Genomic DNA, 25070 nt, shown 5'->3' with positions numbered 1-25070 from the left:
AAGCACCCTCCGAGCGCCGGGACATGCCCCCGCCGACCCACCGCGAACCTCCTGTGATGACCAATCCAGGGGCCGACCGGGTGAAGTCGGTGCGGGCACTGTCCCGGCGCTCAGTGCGTGACAAGACCGGCCGGTTCCTCGTCGAGGGACCTCAGTCGGTCCGTGAGGTCGTCGTCCACCGCCCTGCGCAGGTGGTCGACCTCTACCTCACCGCAGAGGCCCGCGCACGGCACGCCGACATCGTCGCGGCCGCCCAGGCGGCGGACCTCTACCTCCACGAGGTGACCGAGGACGTCCTCACGGCGATGTGCGACACGCCTGCCCCCCAGGGGCTGGCCGCGGTATGCCGCGTGGTCACCGCCAGTCTGGACGAGGTCCTCGCGCGCGGACCTCGTCTGCTCGTGCTACTGACGAACGTCCGGGATCCGGGCAACGCAGGGACGGTCATCCGCGGCGCGGACGCGGCCGGTGCCGCCGCGGTCCTGGTGAGTGACGCGTCGGTCGACGTGCACGCTCCCAAGGTGGTGCGGTCGACCGCCGGCTCGCTGTTCCACCTGCCGCTGGTGACCGGACTGCCGGTCGAGGAGACGCTGGCCAGGCTTCGCGCGGCCGGCATCCGGGTGCTCGCGGCGGACGGCGTCGGGCCGACGCTGCTGCCCGAGGTCGACCTGGTGCCCGCCCACGTCTGGGTCATGGGCAACGAGGCCTGGGGGCTGGAGCCCGCGGTCCGTGACCTGTGTGACGACGTCGTCCGGGTGCCGATCTACGGCAAGGCCGAGTCGCTCAACCTCGCGATGGCCGCCACGGTGTGCCTCTACGCGTCCGCGGGCGCCCAGAACCACTAGGGTCGGCGGCATGGACTTCCGGCCCGGTTCCATCCTGCCGCCCGAGCAGGCCGCGTTGGCCGCTGAGCTCCTGCCTGACGGGATGGTCGCGGCCGAGGCGGACGCCAAGGTGAGCTTCGTCAATCGTCGGGCCGCCCAGATCCTCGGCATCGCCCGCGGCGAGCTCGTGGGCCGCGACATCCGCACCGCGCTCGTGCTCCGCGACAACGACGGCACCGACTGGTGGGAAGTCACGGACCCGTGGAACGGTCTGGACATCCGCACCGGCCATCGCGAGAAGTACCTCATGGTCGATGGCGGCGCCGAGGTGCTCGTCACCGCCAAGTACCTCCGCCCGGGGCGCAACAAGCCGGTCAACCGGGTGATCCTCATGCTGCGCGACGCGGAGGCTCGCCGTCGGCTCGAGGCCGACCACGCGGCGCTCATCTCCACCGTCGCCCACGAGCTGCGGTCGCCGCTCACCTCGGTCAAGGGATTCTCCTCGACGCTGCTGCGTCGTTGGGACCGCTTCACCGACGACCAGAAGCGGCTCATGCTCGAGACGATCGAGGCCGACGCCGACCGGGTGACCCGCCTGATCACCGAGCTGCTCGACGTGTCACGGATCGACTCGGGGCGGCTGCAGATCCGGCCCCTGCCGATCGACGTCGCGGCGGTCTACGGCCGCCACGTGGAGCGGGCCGTGGCCAGCGGCCAGGAGCGTGACCGGTTCTCCATCGAGGTGCCCGAGGCCCTGCCCGAGGTGTGGGCGGACCCCGACCGACTCGACCAGATCCTGTCCAACCTGATCGAGAACGCGTTCCGCCACGGCGACGGCCTGGTGACCCTCGGGGCGCAGCCCACGACCGGAAACGGCCAGGAGGCGTTGGAGTCCAAGGGGCACAGCGCCACCGGCGTCGACCTGGTCGTCAGCGACGAGGGCAAGGGCATCGCGGCCGACCACCGGGACCTGGTGTTCAGCAGGTTCTGGCACGGTTCGGGCCGGGGGAGCACCGGGCTCGGCCTCTACGTCGTCAAAGGTCTGGTCGAGGCCCACGGCGGGCGGGTCCAGGTGGAGTCGGCGCCCAACGGTGGCGCGCAGTTCCGTCTCAGCCTGCCATCCGAGCCGCCCGACTACCTCGCCTGACTCTTCCCTAGACTGCCGGGGTGTCTGGACCCAACAAGCAGTACGACCCCGTCGAGGTCGCAGCGCTCGATCCCGCCGTGGTGGAGCAGGCCGTGGCCGATGCCCGGCAGGCCATCGCGGCCGCCACGGACCTCGACCAGCTGAAGGCCGCTCGACTGGCGCACCAGGGCGAGAAGAGCGCCCTCGCGCTGGCCAACCGCGAGATCGGCGCGCTGCCGCCCAGTGCCAAGGCCGAGGCCGGCAAGCGCGTCGGCCAGGCCCGCGGCCAGGTGTCGCAGGCCCTCGCCGCGCGACAGGCCGAGCTCGAGGCCGAGCGGGACGAGCGCATCCTGGTGGACGAGACCGTCGACGTGACGGTGCGGGTGCCGCGCAGGCCGCTGGGGGCCCGCCACCCGATAAGCCTCGTCTCCGAACGCGTCGAGGACATCTTCGTCTCGATGGGCTGGGAGATCGCCGAGGGACCCGAGGTCGAGTCGGAGTGGCTGACCTTCGACGCACTGAACATCCCGGCCGACCACCCCGCCCGCCAGGAGCAGGACACCTTCTTCGTCGAGCCCGCCGGCTCCGGGTTGGTCCTGCGCACCCACACCTCGCCGGTGCAGGTGCGCACCATGCTCGACCGCGAGCCGCCCATCTACGTCCTGTGCCCCGGCAAGGTGTTCCGCACCGACGACCTCGACGCGACCCACACGCCGGTGTTCCACCAGTTCGAGGGACTCGTCGTCGACGAGGGCATCACGATGGCGCACCTCAAGGGCACCCTGGACGCGTTCGTCCAGCGGCTGTTCGGTGAGGGCATCGTGACCCGGCTGCGTCCCAACTACTTCCCGTTCACCGAGCCGAGCGCCGAGATCGACTGCCGTTGCTGGATCTGCGGCGGGTCCGGCTCGCTTGAGGGCGAGAAGTGCCGCACCTGTGGTGGCACCGGCTGGATCGAGCTCGGTGGGTCGGGGATGGTCAACCAGCGCGTCCTGCGCGCGGCGGGGGTCGACACCGACCGCTACACCGGCTTCGCGTTCGGGCTCGGCATCGAGCGCTCGCTGATGCTGCGCCACAACGTCGCTGACATGCACGACATCGTCGAGGGAGACGTGCGTTTCTCCCAGCAGTTCGGAATGGAGATCTGATGCACGCGCCCGTGTCCTGGCTGCGCGAGCTCGCCGACGTCCCCGCGGACGCCACCGGTGAGGACATCGCTGCTGCGCTCGTGCGCGTCGGCCTCGAGGAGGAGGGCCTGCACGGTGGCGACATCGCCGGTCCCCTCGTCGTCGGCCGGGTGCTGTCCGTCGAGTCCGAGCCGCAGAAGAACGGCAAGACGATCAACTGGTGCACCGTCGACGTGGGCGAGCACGGCCAGCGCGTCTCCGAGGGCAAGGCCCAGGAGATCGTCTGCGGGGCGCACAACTTCAGCGCCGGGGACCTGGTCGTCTGCGTGCTGCCCGGCGGGGTGCTGCCCGGCGGGTTCGAGATCTCCGCGCGCAAGACCTACGGCCACGTCTCCAACGGCATGATCTGCTCGGCCCGCGAGCTCGGGCTGGGTGAGGACCACGACGGCATCATCGTGCTCTCCGAGCTGCTCGGCGACGACGCTGCCGCCGACCTCACGCCGGGTGATGACGCCATCGCGTTGCTCGGCCTCGCCGACGAGGTCGTCGAGGTCAACGTGACTCCCGACCGTGGCTACTGCTTCTCCCTGCGCGGGATCGCCCGTGAGTACGCCCTCTCGACCGGTGTCGCCTTCCGCGACCCGGCCGAGGTCACGACGCCGGAGCCCGACGACACCGGGTATGCCGTGCAGCTCGCCGACGCCTCGCCGCTCGAGGGCGTTCCCGGCTGCGACCGCTACGTCGCCCGCGTCGTGCGCGGCGTGGACGTCACCGCGTCGAGCCCCCGCTGGATGCAGAAGAGGCTCACCCAGGTCGGGATGCGACCGATCTCGCTGGCGGTCGACGTCACCAACTACGTGATGATGCTGCTGGGCCAGCCGTTGCACGCCTTCGACCTCGACACCCTCTCGGGCTCGATCGGGACGCGTCGCGCGCGGCCCGGGGAGAAGCTCACCACCCTCGACGACGTGGCCCGCGCGCTTGACCCCGAGGACCTGCTCATCGTCGACGGGGCCGACACCCCGCTGGCCATCGCCGGCGTCATGGGTGGCGCAGCGTCGGAGGTCACCGACACGACCACCAACGTCCTGATCGAGGCGGCCCACTTCGACCCGATCACGGTGGCCCGGTCCTCGCGTCGGCACCGCCTCACCACCGAGGCGTCGAAGCGGTTCGAGCGTGGCGTGGACCACGCCGTCGCCGCGGCTGCGGCCCAGCTGGCGGTCGACCTGCTGGTCCAGCACGGGGGCGGCAGTGCGGACGCGGGTGTCACCGACGTCGACCACCGCGTGCCCGCCGAACCGTTCGTCTTCGACACCATGCTGCCGACCCGCTACGTCGGGCTCGAGTACCCCCGCGACGAGGTGGTCGCGACGCTGCGCGCGATCGGGTGCGCCGTGACGCCCACCGACACCGACACCGGCACCGGAACCGGCACCGGCACCGGCACCGACACCGAAGGCGGGCCCGGCGCAGACCTCGTGAGCGTGCTCCCGCCCTCGTGGCGGCCCGACCTCACCAACGGGCCCGAGCTGGTCGAGGAGGTCGCGCGGGTGCGCGGTTACGACCAGATCCCGTCGGTCCTGCCACAGCCCAAGGCGGCCGGTCGCGGGCTGACCCATGGTCAGCGCATCCGTCGGGTCGTCGCCACGACGTTGGCCCACCAGGGCCTCACCGAGGTGCTGAGCTACCCGTTCGTCGCCCGGTCGCTGTTCGACCGGCTCGGCCTGGCCGCCGACGACGAGCGCAGACAGGTGGTGTCGCTGGTCAACCCGTTGTCCGACGAGGCGCCCGTCATGCGCACGTCGGTGCTCGACACCCTGCTCGACACCCTGCGACGCAACGTCGCTCGTGGGGCGCGCGATGTCGCCGTCTACGAGATCGGCCTCGTCACGCGCGCCCAGCAGGACCCCACGAGCGCGCCCGTCCCCGGCATCGACGAGCGCCCCGACAACGCGACGCTCGCCGCCATCCTGGGTGCCGTGCCTCCGCAGCCCCGCCACGCGGCATACGCAGCAGCTGGTGAGGTCGAGCACGGCGGACCGTGGGGACCGGGCCGCAAGGCCGACACCTCGGACGCCGTGGCCTGGGCGCTGGCCGTGGGCCGGTCGGTGGGGCTGGACCTCGTGGTGACGTCCGCCGTCCGCGCTCCCTGGCACCCCGGTCGCTGCGCCCAGCTCGCCCTGGCCGACGGCACGGTGGTGGGACACGCGGGTGAGCTGCACCCCAAGGTGACGGCAGCGCTCGAGCTGCCCGCACGCACGGTCGCGGGCGAGCTCGACCTCGACGTGCTCGTCACCGCGACGGGCACACCCCTCCAGGCAGGTGCCCTCTCGACCTACCCGCTGGCCCACACCGACGTCGCCCTGGTGGTCGACGAGGGCGTGCCCGCGGCTGCCGTGGAGGCTGCCCTGCGCGAGGGTGCGGGGGACAGCCTCGAGTCCGTGGTGCTGTTCGACGTCTACCGCGGTGAGCAGGTCGGGTCCGGCAGGAAGTCGCTGGCCTACCGCCTGACCTTCCGCGCCGCCGACCGCACCCTGACCACCGACGAGGTGAGCGCGCTGCGCGACAAGGCCGTCGCCGCGGCCGCGGCGCAGACCGGCGCGATCCAGCGGTGAGCGCCGCCCCCGTTGCCGTGGTGACCGGTGCCTCCCGCGGCATCGGCCACCACCTGGCCACCGCACTCGAGCAGGCCGGGTATGCCGTGGAGCGCGGCTCGCGCTCCGTCGCACCGGTCACCGACCGACCGGCCGTGGAGCACTGGGTGGGTGACATCGTCGCCCGGCACGGGCGCGTCGACCTGCTGGTCAACAACGCCGGCGTGATCGACGCCGAGGTGTCGCTGCTCGACAGCGATCCCGACGAGTGGTGGCGGACCGTCGAGGTGAACCTGCGCGGTCCCTACCTCATGACACACGCCGTTCTTCCGCACATGGTGGCGGCGGGAGCCGGACGCATCGTCAACATCAACTCCGGCGCGGCCTACCGCAACTACGACATCGCCACGGCCTACAACATCAGCAAGGGCGCGCTCGCCCGCCTCACCGCCGCGACGGGCCTGAACTCGAGGCACGGCGTGCGCGCCTTCGACCTCGCCCCGGGCGTGGTGCGCACCGACATGACGGAGGCGATGGACGCCCATCGTGACCGCACGGAGTGGACCGAGCCTGCGGTCGTGGCCGAGCTGCTCCTCGCCATCGCTGCCGGCGAGCTCGACGACTGGAACGGTCGCCTGGTGCGCGCCGGCGTCGACACCCCCGAGTCGCTCCGCGTCCGTGCCGCGAAGGGGCTCGGCGAGTCCGACCGCACCCTGGGACTGCTGCGGTGGGGCGACGACGACCCGCTCACGTGAACGGGTCGTCCTTGGCCTGATTCTGCGCTGAGCTCCTCTCTGGCCTCAGGCAGGTGGTCCGCAGGTGCACAGCGACACCGTGGGGGTCAGAGTCAGCGTGCCAGGGTCCTGGCCAACTCGGAACGCAAGGGCCGCAGGGGGAACGCGCGCGGGGTGGACACCGCTCACGGCAAACCTGCCGACGACCTGAACGGTGCCGCCGGCGGGAACAACGAACGGCTCGAGTGCGGGCAGGGCCACGGGCTCGACCGGCGCAGCAGCGAACACCTGATCGGGCTTGGGTGCCACGGAAACCCCCTGCGCGGTGACGTCAGCCTCGGTGCCCACGTCGACTGACACGATGTCGATCGAGTGGGGACAGGGATTCTGGAGCATGGCCAGGGTGACATCCCAGTACTTGGCGCCGTCGACGCCGTACTTCACGAAAGCAGCGGAGTCCGAGACGTCGACAAGACCGCGACATGGCGCCGCCCGCGGCTGCGTGCTGTCGTCGCCGCACGCACTGATCATGGCGGAGGTCGCGAGCGTCATGAGCGTCAGCCGCGCTACGTAGCGGCGCACGTCGCCCTCCAGCCGCTGAATGCGGGCATGTCGTCTCGGGCCACGCAGTAGGTGCTGTTCGCGGTGGAGTTGATCGGGTACCAGGCAGTCCCGTCATCGGTTCGGCTGACAGTGCACGTGGTGGCGTTGTAGGTGAGCTTCTTGACGCCGGACTTGTCGGCACGATGAAGGACGAGACCGCGAGACGTCTTTCCCGACGGGACACTCAGGTTGTAACCCCAAGCCGTTGTCTTCGAAGACGTGTAGGTGTAGTCGACGCCGAAGGTTGCCTCTGCCTTCGCCACGATGGCGCTGGCACTCATCGTGACGGATGCATTCACACCCACTGCGTGGGACGACTCCTCGCTCTCGGTGTAGGAGATCGAACCGGGGCCAGTCAGCCAATAGCTTTCCGCGCTGGTCGACGCGTATCCGGATGCCCTGGTGAAGACTTGATACTGCACGGTGTACTCACATCTGGTGGCGGAGCCGCTCGCTGCGTTCGCAGGCGGCGCGATCGACACCAGTCCCACCGGAAGAACCGCCGCTGCAAGTAGATGGGTAATCCTCACTACGCCTCCCTTCGTCAGCCTCCCCCCCTCGGGCGGCTCGGTGACAGCACCGTAGGGGAACATGGCTAGAAGCTGTAGGGTTCTGGTCAAACCTTTACCTTGGAGGCAGTCCCGAGTCGCGAGGTATCGCAGACGCACCCTGGACGCTTCGGTGCATAAGTTCACACCGCGGTGTATAGTCATGCAGGTGAAGTCAGCAGCGGTGGCAGGTGCAAGCGGCTATGCCGGAGGCGAGATCCTCCGGTTGCTGCTCGGGCACCCCGAGGTCGAGATCGGTGCGTTGACGGCGGGCTCGAGTGCCGGTCAGCGCCTCGGCGAGGTCCACCCGCACCTCACCCCGCTGGCCGACCGTCTCATCGAGGACACCGCGGTCGAGGTGCTCGCCGGTCACGACGTCGTCTTCCTCGCCCTCCCGCACGGGCACTCGGCGGCACTCGCGGCTCAGCTGCCGGACTCGGTCACGGTGATCGACTGCGGTGCGGACTTCCGGCTGCGGGACGAGTCGGCCTGGACGACCTTCTACGACACGCCCTATGCGGGCTCGTGGGCCTACGGCCTTCCCGAGCTTCCTGTGGGCGGCGGTGGCAGCCAGCGCGAGGCGCTGACCGGGACCAGCCACATCGCCGTGCCCGGCTGCTACCCGACCGCCGTCTCCCTCGCCCTCGCCCCCGGGTATGCCGCGGGGTTGCTGTCGGGGGAGGACGTGGTGGTCGTGGCGGCCTCGGGCACCTCCGGCGCCGGCAAGTCGCTCAAGCCACACCTCCTGGGGGCCGAGGTGATGGGTGCGATGTCCCCCTATGGCGTGGGTGGGGTGCACCGGCACACCCCGGAGATCGAGCAGAACCTCACCGCGGCCTCCGGAGCCGCCACCACCGACGTCCGGGTGTCCTTCACCCCGACCCTCGCCCCGATGCCCCGGGGAATCCTCGCGACCTGCACCGCCCGCCTCAGTGACGTCGCGAGCCAGACAGATGCACGTGGCATACGGGAGGCGTGGGCGAAGGCGTATGCCGACGAACCGTTCGTGCACCTGCTGCCCGAAGGGCAGTGGCCATCCACCGCGAGCGTGCTGGGCAGCAACTGCGTGCACGTCCAGGTCACGTTCGACGAGCGTGCCCGGCGGGTCGTCGCCATCGCGGCGATCGACAACCTCACCAAGGGAACGGCAGGTGCCGCCGTGCAGTGCATGAATCTTGCTCTCGGGCTGCCCGAGACGACCGGGCTGCCGATCGCAGGGGTGGCGCCATGAGCCTGCCATTGCACCTCATGCGGCACGCCGAGCCGGTCGCGTTCGTCCGGCTGCCGGGAGGCCAGGACCCCGACTGGGACTGGCGGACCGGCCCGCTCGCCTCGATGACCTACACCGACAGCGAGACCTCGGTCGTCTGTGCGTTCGACTCGGTGCCGAAGGACGCCCGGGTGCAGGGACCCCTGATCGCGTTCGAGATCGCCGGGCCGCTGGACTTCTCGACGGTCGGCGTCCTGTCGGGACTGCTCGAGCCGCTCGCCAAGCAGGGGATCAGCATCCTCGCGCTGTCGACCTACGACACCGACTGGATCCTCATCGGCTCCGAGCATGCCGACGAGGCGATGGCCACCTGGAAGCGCGGTGGCAACACCGCTGCCCCCGCCAGGCTCTCGGGAGGCACGTCATGAGCGTGACGGCCGCGCAGGGTTTCCGGGCGACGGGTGTGGTTGCGGGACTCAAGGCCAGCGGAGCCCCCGACCTCGCGCTCGTCGTCAACGACGGCCCCGACCACCACGGCGCCGCGGTGTTCACGAGCAACAGGGTCGAGGCGGCACCGGTCACGTGGTCGCGCCAGGTCGTCAGTGACGGCCGGGTCGACGCGGTGGTGCTCAACTCCGGTGGCGCCAACGCGTGCACCGGCGCCCAGGGCTTCGCCGACACCCACGCCACGGCCGAGAAGGTCGCCGCCGTCCTCGGGATCTCCGCGGGTGACGTCGTCGTCTGCTCGACCGGGCTGATCGGCGAGCTGCTGCCCATGCCGTCGTTGCTCGAAGGAGTCGAGCGCGCGGCCGGAGCGCTCGCACCCGATGGCGGCGTGGACGCCGCGGCGGCGATCAAGACCACCGACACCGTCCACAAGGTGGCGCAGGCCCCGCGCGACGGCTGGACCGTCGGGGGGATGGCCAAGGGCGCCGGCATGCTCGCCCCCGCGCTCGCCACGATGCTCGTGGTCGTCACCACCGACGCCGTCGTCGGGCAAGGGGAGCTGGAGGGCATCCTCCGGGCCGCCACGGCTGTGACCTTCGACCGCATCGACTCCGACGGCTGCCAGTCGACCAACGACACGGTGGTGCTGCTGGCGTCCGGCGCCTCTGGCGTCGCGGTCGACGTGGCCGACCTCACGGCGGCCGTCACCGAGGTCTGCGCGAGTCTGGCCCGGCAGCTCATCGCCGACGCCGAGGGCGCCCACCACGACATCGCGATCGAGGTGCGCACCGCGGCCTCCGTGGACGACGCGCTCGAGGTGGCTCGGTCGATCGCCCGCAACAACCTCTTCAAGTGCGCCGTCTTCGGCAACGACCCGAACTGGGGGCGGGTGCTCGCCGCGGTGGGCACCACCAGGGCTGCCTTCGCCCCCCACGAGCTCGACGTGTCGATCAACGGCGTGCAGGTCTGCCGCGCGGGCGGCGTGGGGGAGGACCGCAGCCTCGTGGACCTCACCCCGCGCGAGGTCCATGTCCTCGTCGACCTCCACGCCGGAGACCACTCGGTCACGGTCTGGACCAACGACCTCACCCACGACTACGTCCACGAGAACTCGGCCTACTCCTCATGACCCCACCGCCCAGCCGTCCCACCAACACCGTCCGCGGCCACATCGGGGCCGCCGCGCTGCGCGTGGCCCAGGGCAAGGCCCAGACCCTCGTCGAGGCGCTGCCCTGGCTCGAGCAGTTCCGGGGCGCCCTCGTCGTCGTCAAGTACGGTGGCAACGCGATGGTCGACGACGGCCTCAAGGCCGCCTTCGCCCAGGACGTCGCCTTCCTGCGGTATGCCGGGCTGCGGCCCGTCGTCGTCCACGGCGGCGGACCCCAGATCGCCACCATGCTCGACCGACTCGGCCTGCAGAGCGAGTTCCGTGGTGGGCTGCGCGTCACGACCCCCGAGGTGATGGACGTCGTGCGGATGGTCCTCACGGGCCAGGTCGGTCGCGAGCTCGTCGGGCTGCTCAACCAGCACGGCCCGGTGGCCGTGGGGCTGTCCGGCGAGGACGCCGCCCTGTTCGGCGCGCGCCGCCGGGGCACGCAGGTCGACGGCGAAGCGGTCGACCTCGGACTCGTGGGGGATGTCGAGACGGTCAACCCCGGGGCGGTGCAGGACATCCTGGACGCAGGCCGGATCCCGGTCGTGTCGACCGTGGCGCCCGACCTCGACGTCGAGGGCCAGGTGCTCAACATCAACGCCGACACCGCCGCCGCCGCGCTGGCCGTCGCGCTCAAGGCCCACAAGCTCGTCATGCTCACCGACGTGGAGGGCGTCTACGCCGACTGGCCGGACCGCGACTCCCTGCTGTCGTCGCTGACGGTGGGAGGGGCGCAGGAACTGCTGGCCGACGTCGACTCGGGCATGATCCCCAAGCTCGAGGCGTGCATCCGGGCAGTCCGGGGTGGTGTCCCCCAGGCGCACGTCATCGACGGCCGCCAACCCCATTCCCTGCTCCTGGAGGTCTTCACCTCCGAGGGGATCGGCACGATGATCGTCCCGGACGAGGAGTCCTGATGGGTGCGCGCAACGACGAGCTGTTGGCCCGCTACCAGCGCTCGGTCATGGGGGTCTTCGGACTCCCGCCCCTCGTGCTGTCGCACGGCAGCGGGTGCCACGTCTGGGACGTCGACGGCAACCGCTACCTCGACCTGGTCGGCGGCATCGCCGTCAACGCGCTGGGTCACGGGCACCCCGCGCTCGTCAGCGCGATCAGCAAGCAGGCCGGTGAGGCGATCCACGTCTCCAACCTGTTCACCTCCGAGGGCCAGATCGCCCTGGCCGAGCGGCTGATCGAGCTCGCCGGTGCTCCCGAGGGGTCCGCCGTCTTCTTCGCGAACTCCGGGGCCGAGGCGATCGAGGCTGCCATCAAGCTGAGCCGCCGCACCGGCCGCTCCGGCATCGTCGCCGCAGAAGGGGCCTTCCACGGACGCACCACCGGTGCCCTCGCCCTGACCCACAAGCCTGCCTACCGCGAGCCGTTCGAGCCCCTCATCGCCGGCGTCAGCCACGTCCCGTTCGGTGACGAGGCGGCCCTGCGCGCCGCCGTCACCTCCGAGACGGCGGCAGTGGTCCTCGAGCCCGTGCAGGGTGAGGCCGGCGTGCTGAGCCCCGGCACGGCATACCTCCAGCTGGCCCGCGAGCTGACCCGCCAGCACGGAGCCCTGCTGGTCCTGGACGAGATCCAGACGGGCATCGGCCGTACCGGGACGTGGTTCGCCTTCCAGCAGGCCGGCATCGTCCCCGACGCCATCACCCTCGCCAAGGGACTCGGTGGGGGAGTGCCCATCGGCGCCCTCGTCGCCTTCGGTCCCGAGGTGGCCGGGCTGCTCACGGCAGGCCAGCACGGCAGCACGTTCGGCGGGAACCCGCTGGCGGCGGCCGCCGGGCTGGCCGTCCTCGAGACCATCGAGGACCAGGGGCTCGTCGCGCACGCCGCCGAGGCCGGCCAGCACCTCGCGGATTCCGTTCTCGCGCTTGGACATCCGCTCATCACAGAGGTGCGTGGTGCCGGTCTCCTGCGCGCCATAGTGCTCTCCCGGCCGGTGGCGGCACGGGTGGCAGCCCTTGCACGCGATGCCGGGTTCATCGTGAACCCCGTTGCGCCGCAAGCGATCCGGCTCGCACCGCCTCTGGTCATCAGCACCGAGGAGCTGGACTCCTTCGTCAACGCCCTGCCCGCGCTGCTCGACGCAGCCGCCGACTCCGAGGACACCGCATGAGCCTTCGTCACTTCCTGCGCGACGACGACCTGACTGCCGAGGAGCAGGCGCTGGTCCTCCGGCGGGCGCTCGAGCTCAAGGCCGCGCCGTTCTCCCGACGCCCGCTCGAGGGGCCGCGCACGGTGGCCGTGGTGTTCGACAAGCCGACCCTGCGCACCCAGGTCTCCTTCGCGGGCGCCATCACCGGTCTGGGCGGCCACCCGCTGGTCGTCGACGGCAACCTCGCGCAGATCGGCACCCGTGAGTCGGTGGCCGACACCGCGCGCGTCCTCGGCCCACAGTCCGCAGCGGTCGTCTGGCGCACCTACGGCCAGGACAGGATCGAGGAGATGGCAGCGCATGCCGGCGTCCCCGTCGTGAACGCCCTGACCGACGACTTCCACCCGTGCCAGATCCTCGCCGACCTGCTCACCGTTCTCGAGCACAAGGGAGCGCTCGCCGGCCTCACCCTCGGCTACGTCGGCGACGGCGCCAACAACATGGCCCACTCCTACCTCCTGGGGTGTGCCCTGGCCGGCATGCACGTGCGCATCGGAACCCCGGCGACCCACCCACCGTCGCGGGAGATCCTCGCGAGGGCACAGGAGATCGCAGAGGAGCAGGGCGGCTCGGTCCTCGTGACGGACGACCCGGTCGCCGCCGTCGAGGGCGTCGACGTCGTCGTCACCGACACGTGGGTGTCCATGGGGATGGAGGGGGAGAAGGGCGACCGTCAGGGGGCGCAGAGCCCGTTCGTGCCCTTCGCAGTGACGCAGTCCCTGATGGCGACGGCCAGCAGTGACGCGATCTTCCTGCACTGCCTGCCGGCCTACCGCGGTTTCGAGGTCGAGGCGGCGGTCATCGACGGACCGCAGTCGGTGRTCTGGGACGAGGCCGAGAACCGCCTGCACGCCCAGAAGGCCCTCCTGTCGTTCCTCCTCGAGGACACCGAGGAGGCCTGAGCGATGAGCATCGCCGCCACCAGGACCGGTCGCCAGCAGCGGATCGTGGCCATCCTCGGACGCACCGAGGTCCGGTCGCAGAACGAGCTGCTCGACCTGCTCGCCGACGACGGCATCGACGTCACGCAGGCCACGCTGTCGCGCGACCTCCTCGAGATCGGTGCCGTCAAGGTCCGTTCCGGACGCACCCTCGTGTATGCCGTGCCGGGAGAGGGTGGGGACCGCACCGCGCGCCCTGCTCCCGACGGGTCGCAGCTGACAGCACGGCTGCGCCGGGTCTGCGAGGAGCTCCTCGTGACGGCCGAGCCGTCGCACAACCTGGTCGTCTTGCGCACCCCGCCGGGGGCGGCGAACTACCTCGCCTCGGCCATCGACCACGCCGCCCTCGCGGGGGTGCTGGGCACCATCGCCGGTGACGACACCATCATGGTCATCACCACCGGGACCGCGGCCAGCCGCACGGTCGCTTCCGACCTGCTCGGCCAGGCCACCCCGCACACGGAGGAGAACGAGTGAGCGAGCAGAAGGTCAGCCTGTGGGGCGGGCGCTTCGCCGGAGGACCAGCCGACGCGCTGGCCGCGCTGAGCAAGTCCACCCACTTCGACTGGCGGCTGGCGCAGTACGACATCGCCGGGTCACGCGCCCACGCCCGGGTGCTGCACACCGCCGGCCTGCTCGACGATGCCGGCCTCGACGCGATGATCGCGGGGCTGGCGCAGCTGGCCGACGACGTGCGTTCCGGGGCGTTCCTGCCGGCCGAGGACGACGAGGACGTGCACACCGCCCTCGAGCGCGGCCTGATCGACCGGGCAGGAGTCGACATCGGCGGGCGGCTGCGTGCCGGCCGCTCCCGCAATGACCAGGTCGCCACGCTGTTCCGGATGTACCTGCGCGACCACGCGCGGTCCGTGGCGGGGCTGGTGCTCGACGTCGTCGACGCCCTCGTCGACCAGGCCACCCGTAACGCCGGGGTCCCGATGCCGGGACGCACCCACCTCCAGCACGCCCAGCCGGTGCTGCTCGCACACCACCTGCTCGCCCACGCCTGGGCCCTGCTGCGCGACGTGCAGCGGCTCCAGGACTGGGACGTGCGGGCGGCCGTGTCGCCCTACGGCTCCGGAGCGCTCGCCGGCTCCTCGCTCGGCCTCGACCCCGAGGCAGTCGCTGCCGACCTGGGGTTCACCACGTCGGTCGAGAACTCCATCGACGGCACCGCCTCCAGGGACTTCGTCGCGGAGTTCGCCTTCGTCGCGGCGATGACCGCGGTCGACATCTCGCGACTGGCCGAGGAGGTCGTGATCTGGGCGACCAAGGAGTTCTCCTTCGTCAGGCTCGACGACGCCTACTCGACCGGGTCGAGCATCATGCCGCAGAAGAAGAACCCCGACGTCGCCGAGCTGGCCCGCGGCAAGGCCGGTCGCCTGGTCGGTGACCTGACCGGCCTGATGACGACCCTCAAGGCACTGCCGCTGGCCTACAACCGCGACCTCCAGGAGGACAAGGAGCCCGTCTTCGACGCCGTCGACACCCTCGAGGTCCTCCTCCCTGCCTTCAGCGGGATGGTCGCGACGATGGTGTTCGACACCGGCCGGCTCGCCTCGCTCGCGCCACAGGGGTTCTCGCTGGCCACCGACATCGCCGAGTGGCTGGTCCGTGAGGGAGTGCCGTTCCGGGTCGCCCACGAAGTCGCCGGCGCATGCGTCCGGGCCTGCGAGGACCGGGGGATCGAGCTGTGGGACCTGAGCGACTCGGACCTGGCCGAGGTCTCGGAGCACCTCACGCCGGGAGTTCGCAGCGTCCTCAGCGTCGAGGGCTCCCTGGCCTCGCGCAACGCCAAGGGAGGCACCGCCCCGACCCGGGTCGCGGAGCAACGTGACCGGGTCGTGGAGGCCGTCACCGCCGCACGCGCCTGGGCGAGCGACCCCATCGTGGTGCGCTGACGGCATACCCGTCGGCCGGCTTCCGAGAAATCTCGGGAGCCACGCGATAGGTTCGTGGCGCGGGTCACAGGCGATCCGCATCCGCCTTGCGAAGGGACGGTGTCATGGGCGTCAGGGACGACCTCACGACGGCTGCGGGACACGTGGCCGGGCTACGACGGGCGGTGACCGCGCTCTCCAAGGAGCTCGGCAACACCATCGACATCCAGCGGCTGCGGGACGACATCGTGCGCCTTGCCGACGACGTCGACCTCGTGGCCCGAGGTGCCGGAGTCGGCTCGCAGGACCGCGCCGGGGGCCCGGGCGAGATCGTCTTCATCACGGACGAGGAGTACGACCCCGCCCTGTGGTCCGATGCCGAGGACGAGGGCGTCGGCCCCTCCAGGGACCACTGAGGTGGCCTACGTCCCCTTCAGCGGAGGCGTTCATGCACCAGGCCGGGCCCGCATCGCGGCACGCACGCTGCGCGAGGACCGCTGGTGGCTCCAGCCGTTCGTCACCTTCGTCTGCTTCACGGCCTGGCTCCTCTACGGCCTCGTCCGTGCGAGCCTCCAGAAGGACTACTTCGTCGCCGACTACGGCTACCTCACGCCGTTCTACTCGCCCTGCCTGTCGACCTCGTGCGTCCCGGGGTCGACGCACTTCGGCACGCCCTTCGGAGAGTGGCCGGCGCTGATCCCGTTCGCGGCCCTGACCCTGCCGTTCCTGCTGCTCTTCCGGCTGACCTGCTACTACTACCGCAAGGCCTACTACCGGTCGTTCTGGATGAGCCCGCCCGCGTGCGCTGTGCCCGAGGCGCACCAGGGCTATTCCGGTGAGACCCGCTTCCCGCTCATCATGCAGAACCTGCACCGCTACTTCTTCTACGCCGCCGTGGTCATCTCGCTCATCAACACCTACGACGTGCTCCACGCGTTCCGCGGCAGGGACGGCGGCTTCGGCCTCGGCCTGGGCACCCTGATCCTGCTGGCCAACGTCGTGCTGCTGTGGTGCTACACCCTCGGATGCCACTCCTGCCGCAACATCGTCGGCGGGCGGCTCAACCACTTCAGCAAGCACCCCCTGCGCTACAAGGCGTGGGGAGTGGTGGGCAAGCTCAACGCCCGCCACATGACCTACGCCTGGGTCACCCTCGGCAGCCTCGTCGTCACGGACGCGTACATCGCGCTGGTGTCCTCGGGCGCGATCTCCGACCTCCGCCTCATCAACTAAGGGACCGCCTTGACCGACCTCGAACGCCACGAGTACGACGTCATCGTCATCGGAGCCGGCGGTGCCGGGCTGCGGGCGGCGATCGAGGCTCGCGAGCAGGGACTGCGCACCGCCGTGATCTGCAAGAGCCTGTTCGGCAAGGCGCACACGGTCATGGCCGAGGGCGGCATCGCGGCCTCGATGGGCAACGCGAACGAGAAGGACAACTGGGAGACGCACTTCCGCGACACGATGCGCGGGGGCAAGTTCCTCAACAACCCGCGGATGGCCGAGCTGCACGCCAAGGAAGCCCCCATGCGGGTGTGGGAGCTCGAGACCTACGGTGCCCTCTTCGACCGCACCCCCGACGGCAAGATCAGCCAGCGCAACTTCGGCGGCCATGAGTACCCCCGGCTCGCGCACGTCGGGGACCGCACCGGCCTGGAGCTGATCCGCACCCTCCAGCAGAAGATCGTCAGCCTCCAGCAGGAGGACCACCGCGAGACCGGCGACTACGAGGGCCGGCTCAAGGTGTTCGCCGAGCTCACCATCACCGACATCCTCAAGGGTGACGACGGTGCGGTGTCGGGGGCCTTCGGCTACTGGCGGGAGTCCGGCCGCTTCGTGCTGTTCTCGGCGCCGGCGGTCATCCTGGCCACCGGCGGCATCGGCAAGTCGTTCAAGGTCACCAGCAACTCGTGGGAGTACACCGGTGACGGCCACGCGCTGGCCCTGCGAGCCGGGGCGTCGCTCGTCAACATGGAGTTCATCCAGTTCCACCCCACCGGCATGGTCTGGCCGCCGTCGGTCAAGGGCATCCTCGTCACCGAGTCGGTGCGTGGCGACGGAGGAGTGCTGCGCAACTCCGAGGGCAAGCGCTTCATGTTCGACTACGTCCCCGATGTCTTCCGTGGCCAGTACGCCGACACGGAGGAGGAGGCGGACCGGTGGTACAAGGACCCCGAGAACAACAAGCGACCCCCTGAGCTGCTGCCCCGGGACGAGGTGGCGCGAGCCATCAACAGCGAGGTCAAGGAGGGGCGCGGCTCGCCGCACGGCGGCGTCTTCCTCGACGTGTCCACGCGTCTGCCGGCCGAGGAGATCAGGCGCCGGCTCCCGTCGATGCACCACCAGTTCAAGGAGCTGGCCGATGTCGACATCACGGCCGAGCCCATGGAGGTCGGCCCGACGTGCCACTACGTCATGGGTGGGGTCGAGGTCGACGCCGACACCGCGGCCACCAGCGTGCCCGGACTGTATGCCGCGGGCGAGGTTGCAGGGGGCATGCACGGTTCCAACCGCCTCGGCGGCAACAGCCTGTCGGACCTGCTGGTCTTCGGGCGACGGGCCGGAGTGGGTGCTGCGGACTACATTGGTGCGCTTGGGAACTCGCGTCCCGCCATTCACGACGCCGACGTCGACCGTGCCGCCGAGACGGCGCTGGCGCCGTTCCGCGACGCGAAGGAGAACCCCTACACCCTCCACCAGGAGCTCCAGCAGAAGATGAACGACCTGGTCGGCATCATCCGGCGCGAGGGCGAGGTGCGCGAGGCGCTCGAGATGCTCGACGGGCTGGACGAACGCGCCGATTCCGTTGGGGTGGAAGGACATCGCCAGTTCAACCCCGGATGGCACCTGGCGCTCGACCTGCGCAACATGCTCGCGGTGTGCCGCTGCGTCGCCCTCGCGGCACTGGAGCGCACCGAGTCCCGAGGGGGACACACGCGCGAGGACTTCCCGGGCATGGATCCCCAGTGGCGAGGGGTCAACCTGATCTGCACGCTCGACGGGTCCGACGGCGTGCAGCTCAAGCGGCAGCCCGTCCCGGAGATCCGCCAGGACCTGCTCGAGCTCTTCGAGCGCGGCGAGCTGTCCAAGTACCTCACCGAACCCGAACTGTCCCGCCTCGACGCGGGCGGTGCCGACAGCGCGCAGGGGAGCGACCAGTCATGAGCTACGAGGCCAAGTTCAGGGTGTGGCGGGGCGATGCCGCAGGCGGCGGCCTGGAGGACTACGCGGTCGAGGTGAACGAGGGCGAGGTCGTCCTCGACATCATCCACCGGCTCCAGGCGACGCAGACGCCCGACCTGGCGGTCCGGTGGAACTGCAAGGCAGGCAAGTGCGGGTCGTGCAGCGCCGAGATCAACGGCATGCCGCGGCTGCTCTGCATGACCCGGATGAGCACCTTCACCGAGGACCAGACCATCACGGTGACGCCGCTGCGCACCTTCCCGGTGATGCGCGACCTGGTGACCGACGTGTCGTTCAACTACCAGAAGGCGCGTGAGGTGCAGGCGTTCTCGCCGCCCGCCGACCTGCAGCCCGGCGAGTACCGCATGCAGCAGGTCGACGTCGAGCGCAGCCAGGAGTTCCGCAAGTGCATCGAGTGCTTCCTGTGCCAGGACGTCTGCCACGTGGTGCGCGACCACGAGGACAACAAGACCAACTTCGCAGGCCCCCGCTTCCTGATGCGGGTGGCCGAGCTCGACATGCACCCGCTCGACACGGCCGACCGCCGTCCCGCGGCCAAGGAGGAGCACGGCCTCGGCTACTGCAACATCACCAAGTGCTGCACAGAGGTCTGCCCCGAACACATCAAGATCACCGACAACGCCCTCATCCCGCTCAAGGAGCGTGTCGTCGACCGCCACTACGATCCCGTCGTGTGGCTGGGCAACAAGATCAGACGTCGCGGAGCCTGACCAGGGCGTTCTTCGGGGGCGACGTCCTGAAGGTGGCGCCAGCGCTCCTCGGGGCGACGATCACGCACGCCGGGGTCACCGTGCGGCTCACCGAGGTCGAGGCGTATGCCGGGGAGTCCGACCCCGGTTCACACGCCTTTCGAGGGCCCACCCCACGCACGGAGGTGATGTTCGGCCCGGCCGGTCACCTCTACGTCTACTTCACCTACGGAATGCACTGGTGCGCCAACATCGTGTGCGGACCGACAGGGGAGGCCAGCGCGGTCCTGCTGCGCGCCGGTGAGGTCGTGGCCGGCGAGGAGCTCGCCGCTGCTCGTCGTGCGGGGGTGGTGCGCCGCGACTGGGCGCGGGGCCCGGCTCGCCTCGCGACGACCCTCGCCCTGCGCGGCGAGCAGTCCGGCCTCGACGCCTGTATGCCGCGTGGCCCCGTCACCCTGGCGGGTCCGGTCCGCGGGGCGGACGGCCTCGTGCGGTCCGGCCCCCGCGTCGGGGTGTCGGGAGCAGGCGGTGACGTCGCGGCATACCCCTGGCGCTTCTGGCTGGAGGGTGAGCCCACGGTCTCGGCGTACCGACCGGCACCGAATCGACCAACCACGTCCCGTGCACGCAGGCCCTCGGCATAGGGCAGGCTGTGCTCGTGCCGCGAGTGCGCGGCACGTCGTGCGACGCGAAGGAGCGACCCACCGTGAGCAACATCCTCGACGAGCTGCAGTGGCGGGGACTGGTGGCCCAGACCACCGACGAGTCCGCGCTGCGCGACGCCCTCGCCGACGGGCCGATCACGGCGTACTGCGGCTTCGACCCCACTGCACCGTCACTGCACTTCGGCAACCTCGTGCAGCTGGTCGTGATGCGCCACCTCCAACGGGCCGGCCACCGGGTGATCTGCCTCGTCGGCGGCTCGACCGGGCTCATCGGTGACCCGCGCCCCTCGTCCGAACGCGTCCTCAAGACCAAGGAGCAGACGGCCGAGTGGGTGGCCAACATCGAGCGGCAGGTGCGTCCGTTCCTGTCCGTCGAGGGCGACAACCCGGCCATCTTCGTCAACAACCTCGACTGGACCGCCCCCATGACCGCGCTGGACTTCCTGCGCGACATCGGCAAGCACTTCCGGGTGAACCAGATGGTCAAGAAGGACGCGGTCGCGGCACGGCTGAACTCCGAGGAGGGGATCTCCTACACCGAGTTCAGCTACCAGCTGCTCCAGGGGCTGGACTACCTCCAGCTCTTCCGCGACTACGGCTGCACGCTGCAGACCGGGGGCCAGGACCAGTGGGGCAACCTCACCGCGGGGTCCGACCTCATCCACCGCGTAGAGGGGGAGTCGGTGCACCTGCTGACGACACCCCTGCTCACGGATGCAGCCGGCAACAAGTTCGGCAAGAGCGAGGGCAACGCCATCTGGCTCGACCCCGCCATGACCAGCCCCTACGCCTTCTACCAGTACTGGATCAACACCGAGGACGCCTCGGTGGTCACGCTCCTCAAGGTCTTCACGGACCGCACGGAGGAGCAGGTAGCGGAGCTCGAGCGGTCCCTGGCAGACAAGCCGTTCCTCCGTGAGGCGCAGAAGGCCCTGGCGGCCGATGTGACGACGCTGGTCCATGGCGCGGAGGCGACCGCGGCCGTGCAGGCTGCCTCCGAGGCGCTGTTCGGCAAGGGGGACGTGTCGGCGCTCGACGAACAGACGCTCGCCGATGTCACCGGCGAGCTGCCCGGGGGAGAGGTGGCAGTGGGGATGTCGGTGACCGACGCCCTCGTGGCCGTGGGGCTCGTCGACTCCCGGAACGCTGCCCGTCGGGCGATTGGCGACGGTGGTGCCTCGCTCAACAACGTCAGGCTCGCCGACCCCGAGCAGCAGCTCGCGCCGGCCGACTTCCTGCACGGGCGGGTGGCCCTCCTGCGGCGTGGACGCAGGTCCCTGGCCGCTGGGCGCCTTCGCCACTGAGGAGCGCAGGCCGCTGACCTGCGGATTTGTGTTTTGCGACAAGCCCCGTCTACTGTTCTCGACGTCAGCCCGACAGGGAGGAACGGACACCACCGCGGTGAACGAAAGTTCACGCGAAGTAGGCCGGTCCCGGGGCAGACCCCACCGAACAGCACCTGGGAAACCAGGACGCTTCGGAGCGCCCGCAAGGGTGGTCAGGAGCGGGTCGAGAGACTGCTACAGTGGGCGCCCCACCGCAAAGCAAGTGCTTCGCCGGAGGGCATCCGCACCGCCTGAGAGGGCAGTCGGACGCCGGACAGCGAGTTTCTGGAAACGGAAACAGCCTGCTAGTGTGGGACACCTCGCGGAGAGCCAAGCGCGCTCGATCCACCGCTTCCAGCTGGAAGCGCAAGGATTTGACGCCCAAGAGCGATGCGAGTAACTTTGAAGGGTTGCCCCGGACACAGACCGAAAGGTCCGTCGATGGTGCGCGTCCGAACCTTGAGAACTCAACAGCGTGTCAAAAATCGATGYCAATTACCTCGTCTCGAGGTGGCAGCGAACCAGGCCATCGGCTTGGGGATGCAGTCACGTCGAACGAAAATCCTTTGGTTGACAATGAATTTCTAGCAATAGCTAGTTGTTCTTGCTCAGTCAGTGAAACAACCCTTCTTGGGTAGCAGTTTCGTGGTCTTCGGACTACGAGCTAAACATCAATGGAGAGTTTGATCCTGGCTCAGGACGAACGCTGGCGGCGTGCTTAACACATGCAAGTCGAACGGTGATGGTGGGAGCTTGCTCCTACCGGATCAGTGGCGAACGGGTGAGTAACACGTGAGTAACCTGCCCCAGACTCTGGAATAACCCCGGGAAACCGGAGCTAATACCGGATACGAGACGAAGCTGCATGGCTATCGTCTGGAAAGTTTTTCGGTCTGGGATGGACTCGCGGCCTATCAGCTTGTTGGTGAGGTAATGGCTCACCAAGGCGACGACGGGTAGCCGGCCTGAGAGGGCGACCGGCCACACTGGGACTGAGACACGGCCCAGACTCCTACGGGAGGCAGCAGTGGGGAATATTGCACAATGGGCGAAAGCCTGATGCAGCGACGCCGCGTGAGGGATGACGGCCTTCGGGTTGTAAACCTCTTTCAGCAGGGAAGAAGCGAAAGTGACGGTACCTGCAGAAGAAGCACCGGCTAACTACGTGCCAGCAGCCGCGGTAATACGTAGGGTGCGAGCGTTGTCCGGAATTATTGGGCGTAAAGAGCTTGTAGGCGGTTTGTCGCGTCTGCCGTGAAAATCCGAGGCTCAACCTCGGACTTGCGGTGGGTACGGGCAGACTAGAGTGTGGTAGGGGAGACTGGAATTCCTGGTGTAGCGGTGAAATGCGCAGATATCAGGAGGAACACCGATGGCGAAGGCAGGTCTCTGGGCCACTACTGACGCTGAGAAGCGAAAGCATGGGGAGCGAACAGGATTAGATACCCTGGTAGTCCATGCCGTAAACGTTGGGAACTAGGTGTGGGTCTCATTCCACGAGATCCGTGCCGCAGCTAACGCATTAAGTTCCCCGCCTGGGGAGTACGGCCGCAAGGCTAAAACTCAAAGGAATTGACGGGGGCCCGCACAAGCGGCGGAGCATGCGGATTAATTCGATGCAACGCGAAGAACCTTACCAAGGCTTGACATATGCGAGAACGCTGCAGAGATGCAGAACTCTTTGGACACTCGCATACAGGTGGTGCATGGTTGTCGTCAGCTCGTGTCGTGAGATGTTGGGTTAAGTCCCGCAACGAGCGCAACCCTCGTTCTATGTTGCCAGCACGTAATGGTGGGGACTCATAGGAGACTGCCGGGGTCAACTCGGAGGAAGGTGGGGATGACGTCAAATCATCATGCCCCTTATGTCTTGGGCTTCACGCATGCTACAATGGCCGGTACAAAGGGCTGCGAAACCGCGAGGTGGAGCGAATCCCAAAAAACCGGTCTCAGTTCGGATTGGGGTCTGCAACTCGACCCCATGAAGTCGGAGTCGCTAGTAATCGCAGATCAGCAACGCTGCGGTGAATACGTTCCCGGGCCTTGTACACACCGCCCGTCAAGTCACGAAAGTCGGTAACACCCGAAGCCGGTGGCCCAACTCTTTGAGGGGGAGCCGTCGAAGGTGGGACTGGCGATTGGGACTAAGTCGTAACAAGGTAGCCGTACCGGAAGGTGCGGCTGGATCACCTCCTTTCTAAGGAGCACTGGTCGCGAAAGCGATCCAGAGCCTGGTCTGTAGGCGTATGTCCTACACCAGGAGCTCAAGGGTGGAACATCGATTATTTGGCGCTGACATCAACTCGCAAGCAAGTACAGGTCTTCGGACTGGGAACGCGAACGAGAGGGTGCCGGCGCCTGACACGTTGTTGGGTCCTGAGGGCTTCGGGCGAAAGCTTGAACCTCAGGCCGGTAGATCGGCCAGGACCCTTCCCACGGATGAACCACCGCACGGTGCTGTTGAACAGACACACTGCGGTAGGCACCGACACGGGGAAGGGGCCGCCCGTACCTTGAGAACTACACAGTGGACGCGAGCATCTTTGTAAACTCAAGTTTATAAGGGCAAACGGTGGATGCCTTGGCACCAGGAACCGAAGAAGGACGTAGGAATCTGCGATAAGCCTCGGGGAGTCGATAACCAGACTGTGATCCGAGGATTTCCGAATGGGGAAACCCGGCTGGAGGCAAGTCCAGTCACTCCCACCTGAACACATAGGGTGGGTAGAGGGAACGTGGGGAAGTGAAACATCTCAGTACCCACAGGAAGAGAAAGCAACCGCGATTCCGTGAGTAGTGGCGAGCGAAAGCGGAACAGGCTAAACCGATCATGTGTGATAGCTGTCAGGCGTTGCATGGTCGGGGTCGTGGGACTTTTCAGTCAGTACTGACATTCTGACATGGAGTCAAAAATGCGCGTTATAGTCGAAGGGCATTGAAAGGCCCGGCACAGAGGGTGCGACCCCCGTAGACGAAATGATGTGCACTCCAGAGAAGTATCCCAAGTAGCACGGGGCCCGAGAAATCCCGTGTGAATCTGGCGGGACCACCCGCTAAGCCTAAATATTCCCTGGTGACCGATAGCGGACAAGTACCGTGAGGGAAAGGTGAAAAGTACCCCGGGAGGGGAGTGAAATAGATCCTGAAACCGTTTGCCTACAATCCGTTGGAGCCTCCTTGTGGGGTGACAGCGTGCCTTTTGAAGAATGAGCCTGCGAGTTAGTGCTCAGTGGCGAGGTTAACCCGTGTGGGGAAGCCGTAGCGAAAGCGAGTCCGAATAGGGCGATTTAGTCGCTGGGTCTAGACCCGAAGCGGAGTGATCTACCCATGGCCAGGTTGAAGCGACGGTAAGACGTCGTGGAGGACCGAACCCACTTAGGTTGAAAACTGAGGGGATGAGCTGTGGGTAGGGGTGAAAGGCCAATCAAACTCCGTGATAGCTGGTTCTCCCCGAAATGCATTTAGGTGCAGCGTCACGTGTTTCTTACCGGAGGTAGAGCTACTGGATAGCTAATGGGCCTCACCAGGTTACTGACGTTAGCCAAACTCCGAATGCCGGTAAGTGAGAGCGTGGCAGTGAGACTGCGGGGGATAAGCTCCGTAGTCGAGAGGGAAACAGCCCAGACCACCATCTAAGGTCCCTAAGCGTGTGCTAAGTGGGAAAGGATGTGGAGTTGCATTGACAACCAGGAGGTTGGCTTAGAAGCAGCCACCCTTTAAAGAGTGCGTAATAGCTCACTGGTCAAGTGATTCCGCGCCGACAATGTAGCGGGGCTCAAGCACACCACCGAAGCTGTGGCATTGACACTTTGCCCGGCCGTGACATCTGAGGATCC

General features: G+C 68.4%; 21 protein-coding genes and 2 rRNA genes. 21 read left to right on the top strand and 2 right to left on the bottom strand.

What is annotated here, in order from left to right:
• Nucleotides 1-56 precede the first annotated feature (56 nt).
• The 5 genes from AC1DVZ_RS10995 to AC1DVZ_RS10975 are packed head-to-tail and all read left to right on the top strand — an operon-like array spanning nt 57 to nt 6429.
• A complete protein-coding gene (locus AC1DVZ_RS10995) occupies nt 57-845 on the top strand; it encodes a TrmH family RNA methyltransferase (RefSeq protein ID WP_477618231.1) in 789 nt (262 codons plus the stop codon).
• Nucleotides 846-855: 10 nt separating this feature from the next.
• Nucleotides 856-1971: a PAS domain-containing sensor histidine kinase gene (locus AC1DVZ_RS10990; protein ID WP_477618230.1), complete on the top strand. Its 1116-nt coding sequence runs from the start codon at nt 856-858 to the stop codon at nt 1969-1971.
• Between the two features lie 20 nt (nt 1972-1991).
• Nucleotides 1992-3098, top strand: coding sequence for a phenylalanine--tRNA ligase subunit alpha (gene pheS, locus AC1DVZ_RS10985; RefSeq protein WP_477618229.1), 1107 nt, complete (start codon nt 1992-1994; stop codon nt 3096-3098).
• Entirely contained in the window at nt 3098-5695 is a 2598-nt protein-coding gene (gene pheT / locus AC1DVZ_RS10980) for a phenylalanine--tRNA ligase subunit beta (RefSeq protein WP_477618228.1), read from the top strand. Before pheS ends, pheT begins: the two co-directional genes overlap by 1 nt.
• Nucleotides 5692-6429, top strand: a complete 738-nt coding sequence (locus AC1DVZ_RS10975) for an SDR family oxidoreductase (protein ID WP_477618227.1) — start codon at nt 5692-5694, stop codon at nt 6427-6429. Before pheT ends, AC1DVZ_RS10975 begins: the two co-directional genes overlap by 4 nt.
• Nucleotides 6430-6474: 45 nt before the next feature.
• Here the strand turns inward: AC1DVZ_RS10975 and AC1DVZ_RS10970 are convergent, their stop codons facing one another.
• On the bottom strand, nt 6475-6990 hold the full coding sequence (locus AC1DVZ_RS10970; RefSeq protein WP_477618226.1) for a hypothetical protein: 516 nt from the start codon (nt 6988-6990) through the stop codon (nt 6475-6477).
• Nucleotides 6975-7604, bottom strand: a complete 630-nt coding sequence (locus tag AC1DVZ_RS10965) for a hypothetical protein (RefSeq protein ID WP_477618225.1) — start codon at nt 7602-7604, stop codon at nt 6975-6977. The genes AC1DVZ_RS10970 and AC1DVZ_RS10965 overlap by 16 nt, the downstream gene beginning before the upstream one ends.
• Nucleotides 7605-7722: 118 nt before the next feature.
• On the opposite strand from AC1DVZ_RS10965, the gene argC reads away from it, so the two are divergent.
• From argC to AC1DVZ_RS10885, 16 genes are all read left to right on the top strand, one after another.
• Nucleotides 7723-8790, top strand: coding sequence for an N-acetyl-gamma-glutamyl-phosphate reductase (gene argC, locus AC1DVZ_RS10960; RefSeq protein ID WP_477618224.1), 1068 nt, complete (start codon nt 7723-7725; stop codon nt 8788-8790).
• On the top strand, nt 8787-9197 hold the full coding sequence (locus tag AC1DVZ_RS10955; protein ID WP_477618223.1) for an ACT domain-containing protein: 411 nt from the start codon (nt 8787-8789) through the stop codon (nt 9195-9197). The genes argC and AC1DVZ_RS10955 overlap by 4 nt, the downstream gene beginning before the upstream one ends.
• Nucleotides 9194-10345, top strand: coding sequence for a bifunctional glutamate N-acetyltransferase/amino-acid acetyltransferase ArgJ (gene argJ, locus AC1DVZ_RS10950; protein ID WP_477618222.1), 1152 nt, complete (start codon nt 9194-9196; stop codon nt 10343-10345). The genes AC1DVZ_RS10955 and argJ overlap by 4 nt, the downstream gene beginning before the upstream one ends.
• Nucleotides 10342-11286: an acetylglutamate kinase gene (argB, locus tag AC1DVZ_RS10945; RefSeq protein WP_477618221.1), complete on the top strand. Its 945-nt coding sequence runs from the start codon at nt 10342-10344 to the stop codon at nt 11284-11286. The genes argJ and argB overlap by 4 nt, the downstream gene beginning before the upstream one ends.
• Nucleotides 11286-12491 (top strand): acetylornithine transaminase, encoded by a 1206-nt coding sequence (locus AC1DVZ_RS10940; protein ID WP_477618220.1) that lies wholly within the window; start codon nt 11286-11288, stop codon nt 12489-12491. The genes argB and AC1DVZ_RS10940 overlap by 1 nt, the downstream gene beginning before the upstream one ends.
• Nucleotides 12488-13432 carry an ornithine carbamoyltransferase gene (gene argF / locus AC1DVZ_RS10935; protein WP_477618219.1) on the top strand — a complete coding sequence of 315 codons (945 nt, stop codon included), beginning with the start codon at nt 12488-12490 and terminating at the stop codon, nt 13430-13432. The genes AC1DVZ_RS10940 and argF overlap by 4 nt, the downstream gene beginning before the upstream one ends.
• Nucleotides 13433-13435: 3 nt before the next feature.
• The gene (locus AC1DVZ_RS10930; protein ID WP_477618218.1) at nt 13436-13948 is read left to right on the top strand and encodes an arginine repressor; all 513 of its coding nucleotides are present in this window, start codon (nt 13436-13438) and stop codon (nt 13946-13948) included.
• The gene (argH, locus tag AC1DVZ_RS10925) at nt 13945-15372 is read left to right on the top strand and encodes an argininosuccinate lyase (protein ID WP_477618217.1); all 1428 of its coding nucleotides are present in this window, start codon (nt 13945-13947) and stop codon (nt 15370-15372) included. Before AC1DVZ_RS10930 ends, argH begins: the two co-directional genes overlap by 4 nt.
• Nucleotides 15373-15476: 104 nt before the next feature.
• Nucleotides 15477-15767: a hypothetical protein gene (locus AC1DVZ_RS10920; protein ID WP_477618216.1), complete on the top strand. Its 291-nt coding sequence runs from the start codon at nt 15477-15479 to the stop codon at nt 15765-15767.
• Between the two features lies 1 nt (nt 15768).
• Complete coding sequence (locus AC1DVZ_RS10915; protein WP_477618215.1) at nt 15769-16584, top strand: hypothetical protein; 816 nt, start codon at nt 15769-15771, stop codon at nt 16582-16584.
• Nucleotides 16585-16593: 9 nt separating this feature from the next.
• Entirely contained in the window at nt 16594-18516 is a 1923-nt protein-coding gene (locus AC1DVZ_RS10910) for a fumarate reductase/succinate dehydrogenase flavoprotein subunit (protein ID WP_477618214.1), read from the top strand.
• Nucleotides 18513-19265 (top strand): succinate dehydrogenase/fumarate reductase iron-sulfur subunit, encoded by a 753-nt coding sequence (locus AC1DVZ_RS10905; protein WP_477618213.1) that lies wholly within the window; start codon nt 18513-18515, stop codon nt 19263-19265. The genes AC1DVZ_RS10910 and AC1DVZ_RS10905 overlap by 4 nt, the downstream gene beginning before the upstream one ends.
• The gene (locus AC1DVZ_RS10900; protein ID WP_477618212.1) at nt 19229-19888 is read left to right on the top strand and encodes a DNA-3-methyladenine glycosylase; all 660 of its coding nucleotides are present in this window, start codon (nt 19229-19231) and stop codon (nt 19886-19888) included. The genes AC1DVZ_RS10905 and AC1DVZ_RS10900 overlap by 37 nt, the downstream gene beginning before the upstream one ends.
• A gap of 62 nt (nt 19889-19950) precedes the next feature.
• The gene (tyrS, locus tag AC1DVZ_RS10895) at nt 19951-21213 is read left to right on the top strand and encodes a tyrosine--tRNA ligase (RefSeq protein WP_477618264.1); all 1263 of its coding nucleotides are present in this window, start codon (nt 19951-19953) and stop codon (nt 21211-21213) included.
• Nucleotides 21214-21905: 692 nt separating this feature from the next.
• Nucleotides 21906-23431 (top strand): 16S ribosomal RNA (locus AC1DVZ_RS10890).
• A gap of 352 nt (nt 23432-23783) precedes the next feature.
• Nucleotides 23784-25070, top strand: a 23S ribosomal RNA gene (locus AC1DVZ_RS10885); the annotation flags it as partial.

Source organism: Pedococcus sp. P2_E5, from assembly GCF_056403895.1.
The sequence above is the reverse complement of the archived record's forward strand: the minus strand, read 5'-3'. Positions and strand labels throughout refer to the sequence as shown.

What these genes read in the sequence shown, in the direction of transcription:
- AC1DVZ_RS10995 (WP_477618231.1), top strand. Translation starts at nt 57, where the DNA reads ATGACCAATCCAGGGGCCGACCGGGTGAAGTCGGTGCGGGCACTGTCC.
- AC1DVZ_RS10990 (WP_477618230.1), top strand. Translation starts at nt 856, where the DNA reads ATGGACTTCCGGCCCGGTTCCATCCTGCCGCCCGAGCAGGCCGCGTTG.
- pheT (WP_477618228.1), top strand. Translation starts at nt 3,098, where the DNA reads ATGCACGCGCCCGTGTCCTGGCTGCGCGAGCTCGCCGACGTCCCCGCG.
- AC1DVZ_RS10965 (WP_477618225.1), bottom strand. Translation starts at nt 7,604, where the DNA reads ATGTTCCCCTACGGTGCTGTCACCGAGCCGCCCGAGGGGGGGAGGCTG.
- argC (WP_477618224.1), top strand. Translation starts at nt 7,723, where the DNA reads ATGCAGGTGAAGTCAGCAGCGGTGGCAGGTGCAAGCGGCTATGCCGGA.
- AC1DVZ_RS10955 (WP_477618223.1), top strand. Translation starts at nt 8,787, where the DNA reads ATGAGCCTGCCATTGCACCTCATGCGGCACGCCGAGCCGGTCGCGTTC.
- argJ (WP_477618222.1), top strand. Translation starts at nt 9,194, where the DNA reads ATGAGCGTGACGGCCGCGCAGGGTTTCCGGGCGACGGGTGTGGTTGCG.
- argB (WP_477618221.1), top strand. Translation starts at nt 10,342, where the DNA reads ATGACCCCACCGCCCAGCCGTCCCACCAACACCGTCCGCGGCCACATC.
- AC1DVZ_RS10940 (WP_477618220.1), top strand. Translation starts at nt 11,286, where the DNA reads ATGGGTGCGCGCAACGACGAGCTGTTGGCCCGCTACCAGCGCTCGGTC.
- AC1DVZ_RS10930 (WP_477618218.1), top strand. Translation starts at nt 13,436, where the DNA reads ATGAGCATCGCCGCCACCAGGACCGGTCGCCAGCAGCGGATCGTGGCC.
- AC1DVZ_RS10920 (WP_477618216.1), top strand. Translation starts at nt 15,477, where the DNA reads ATGGGCGTCAGGGACGACCTCACGACGGCTGCGGGACACGTGGCCGGG.
- AC1DVZ_RS10905 (WP_477618213.1), top strand. Translation starts at nt 18,513, where the DNA reads ATGAGCTACGAGGCCAAGTTCAGGGTGTGGCGGGGCGATGCCGCAGGC.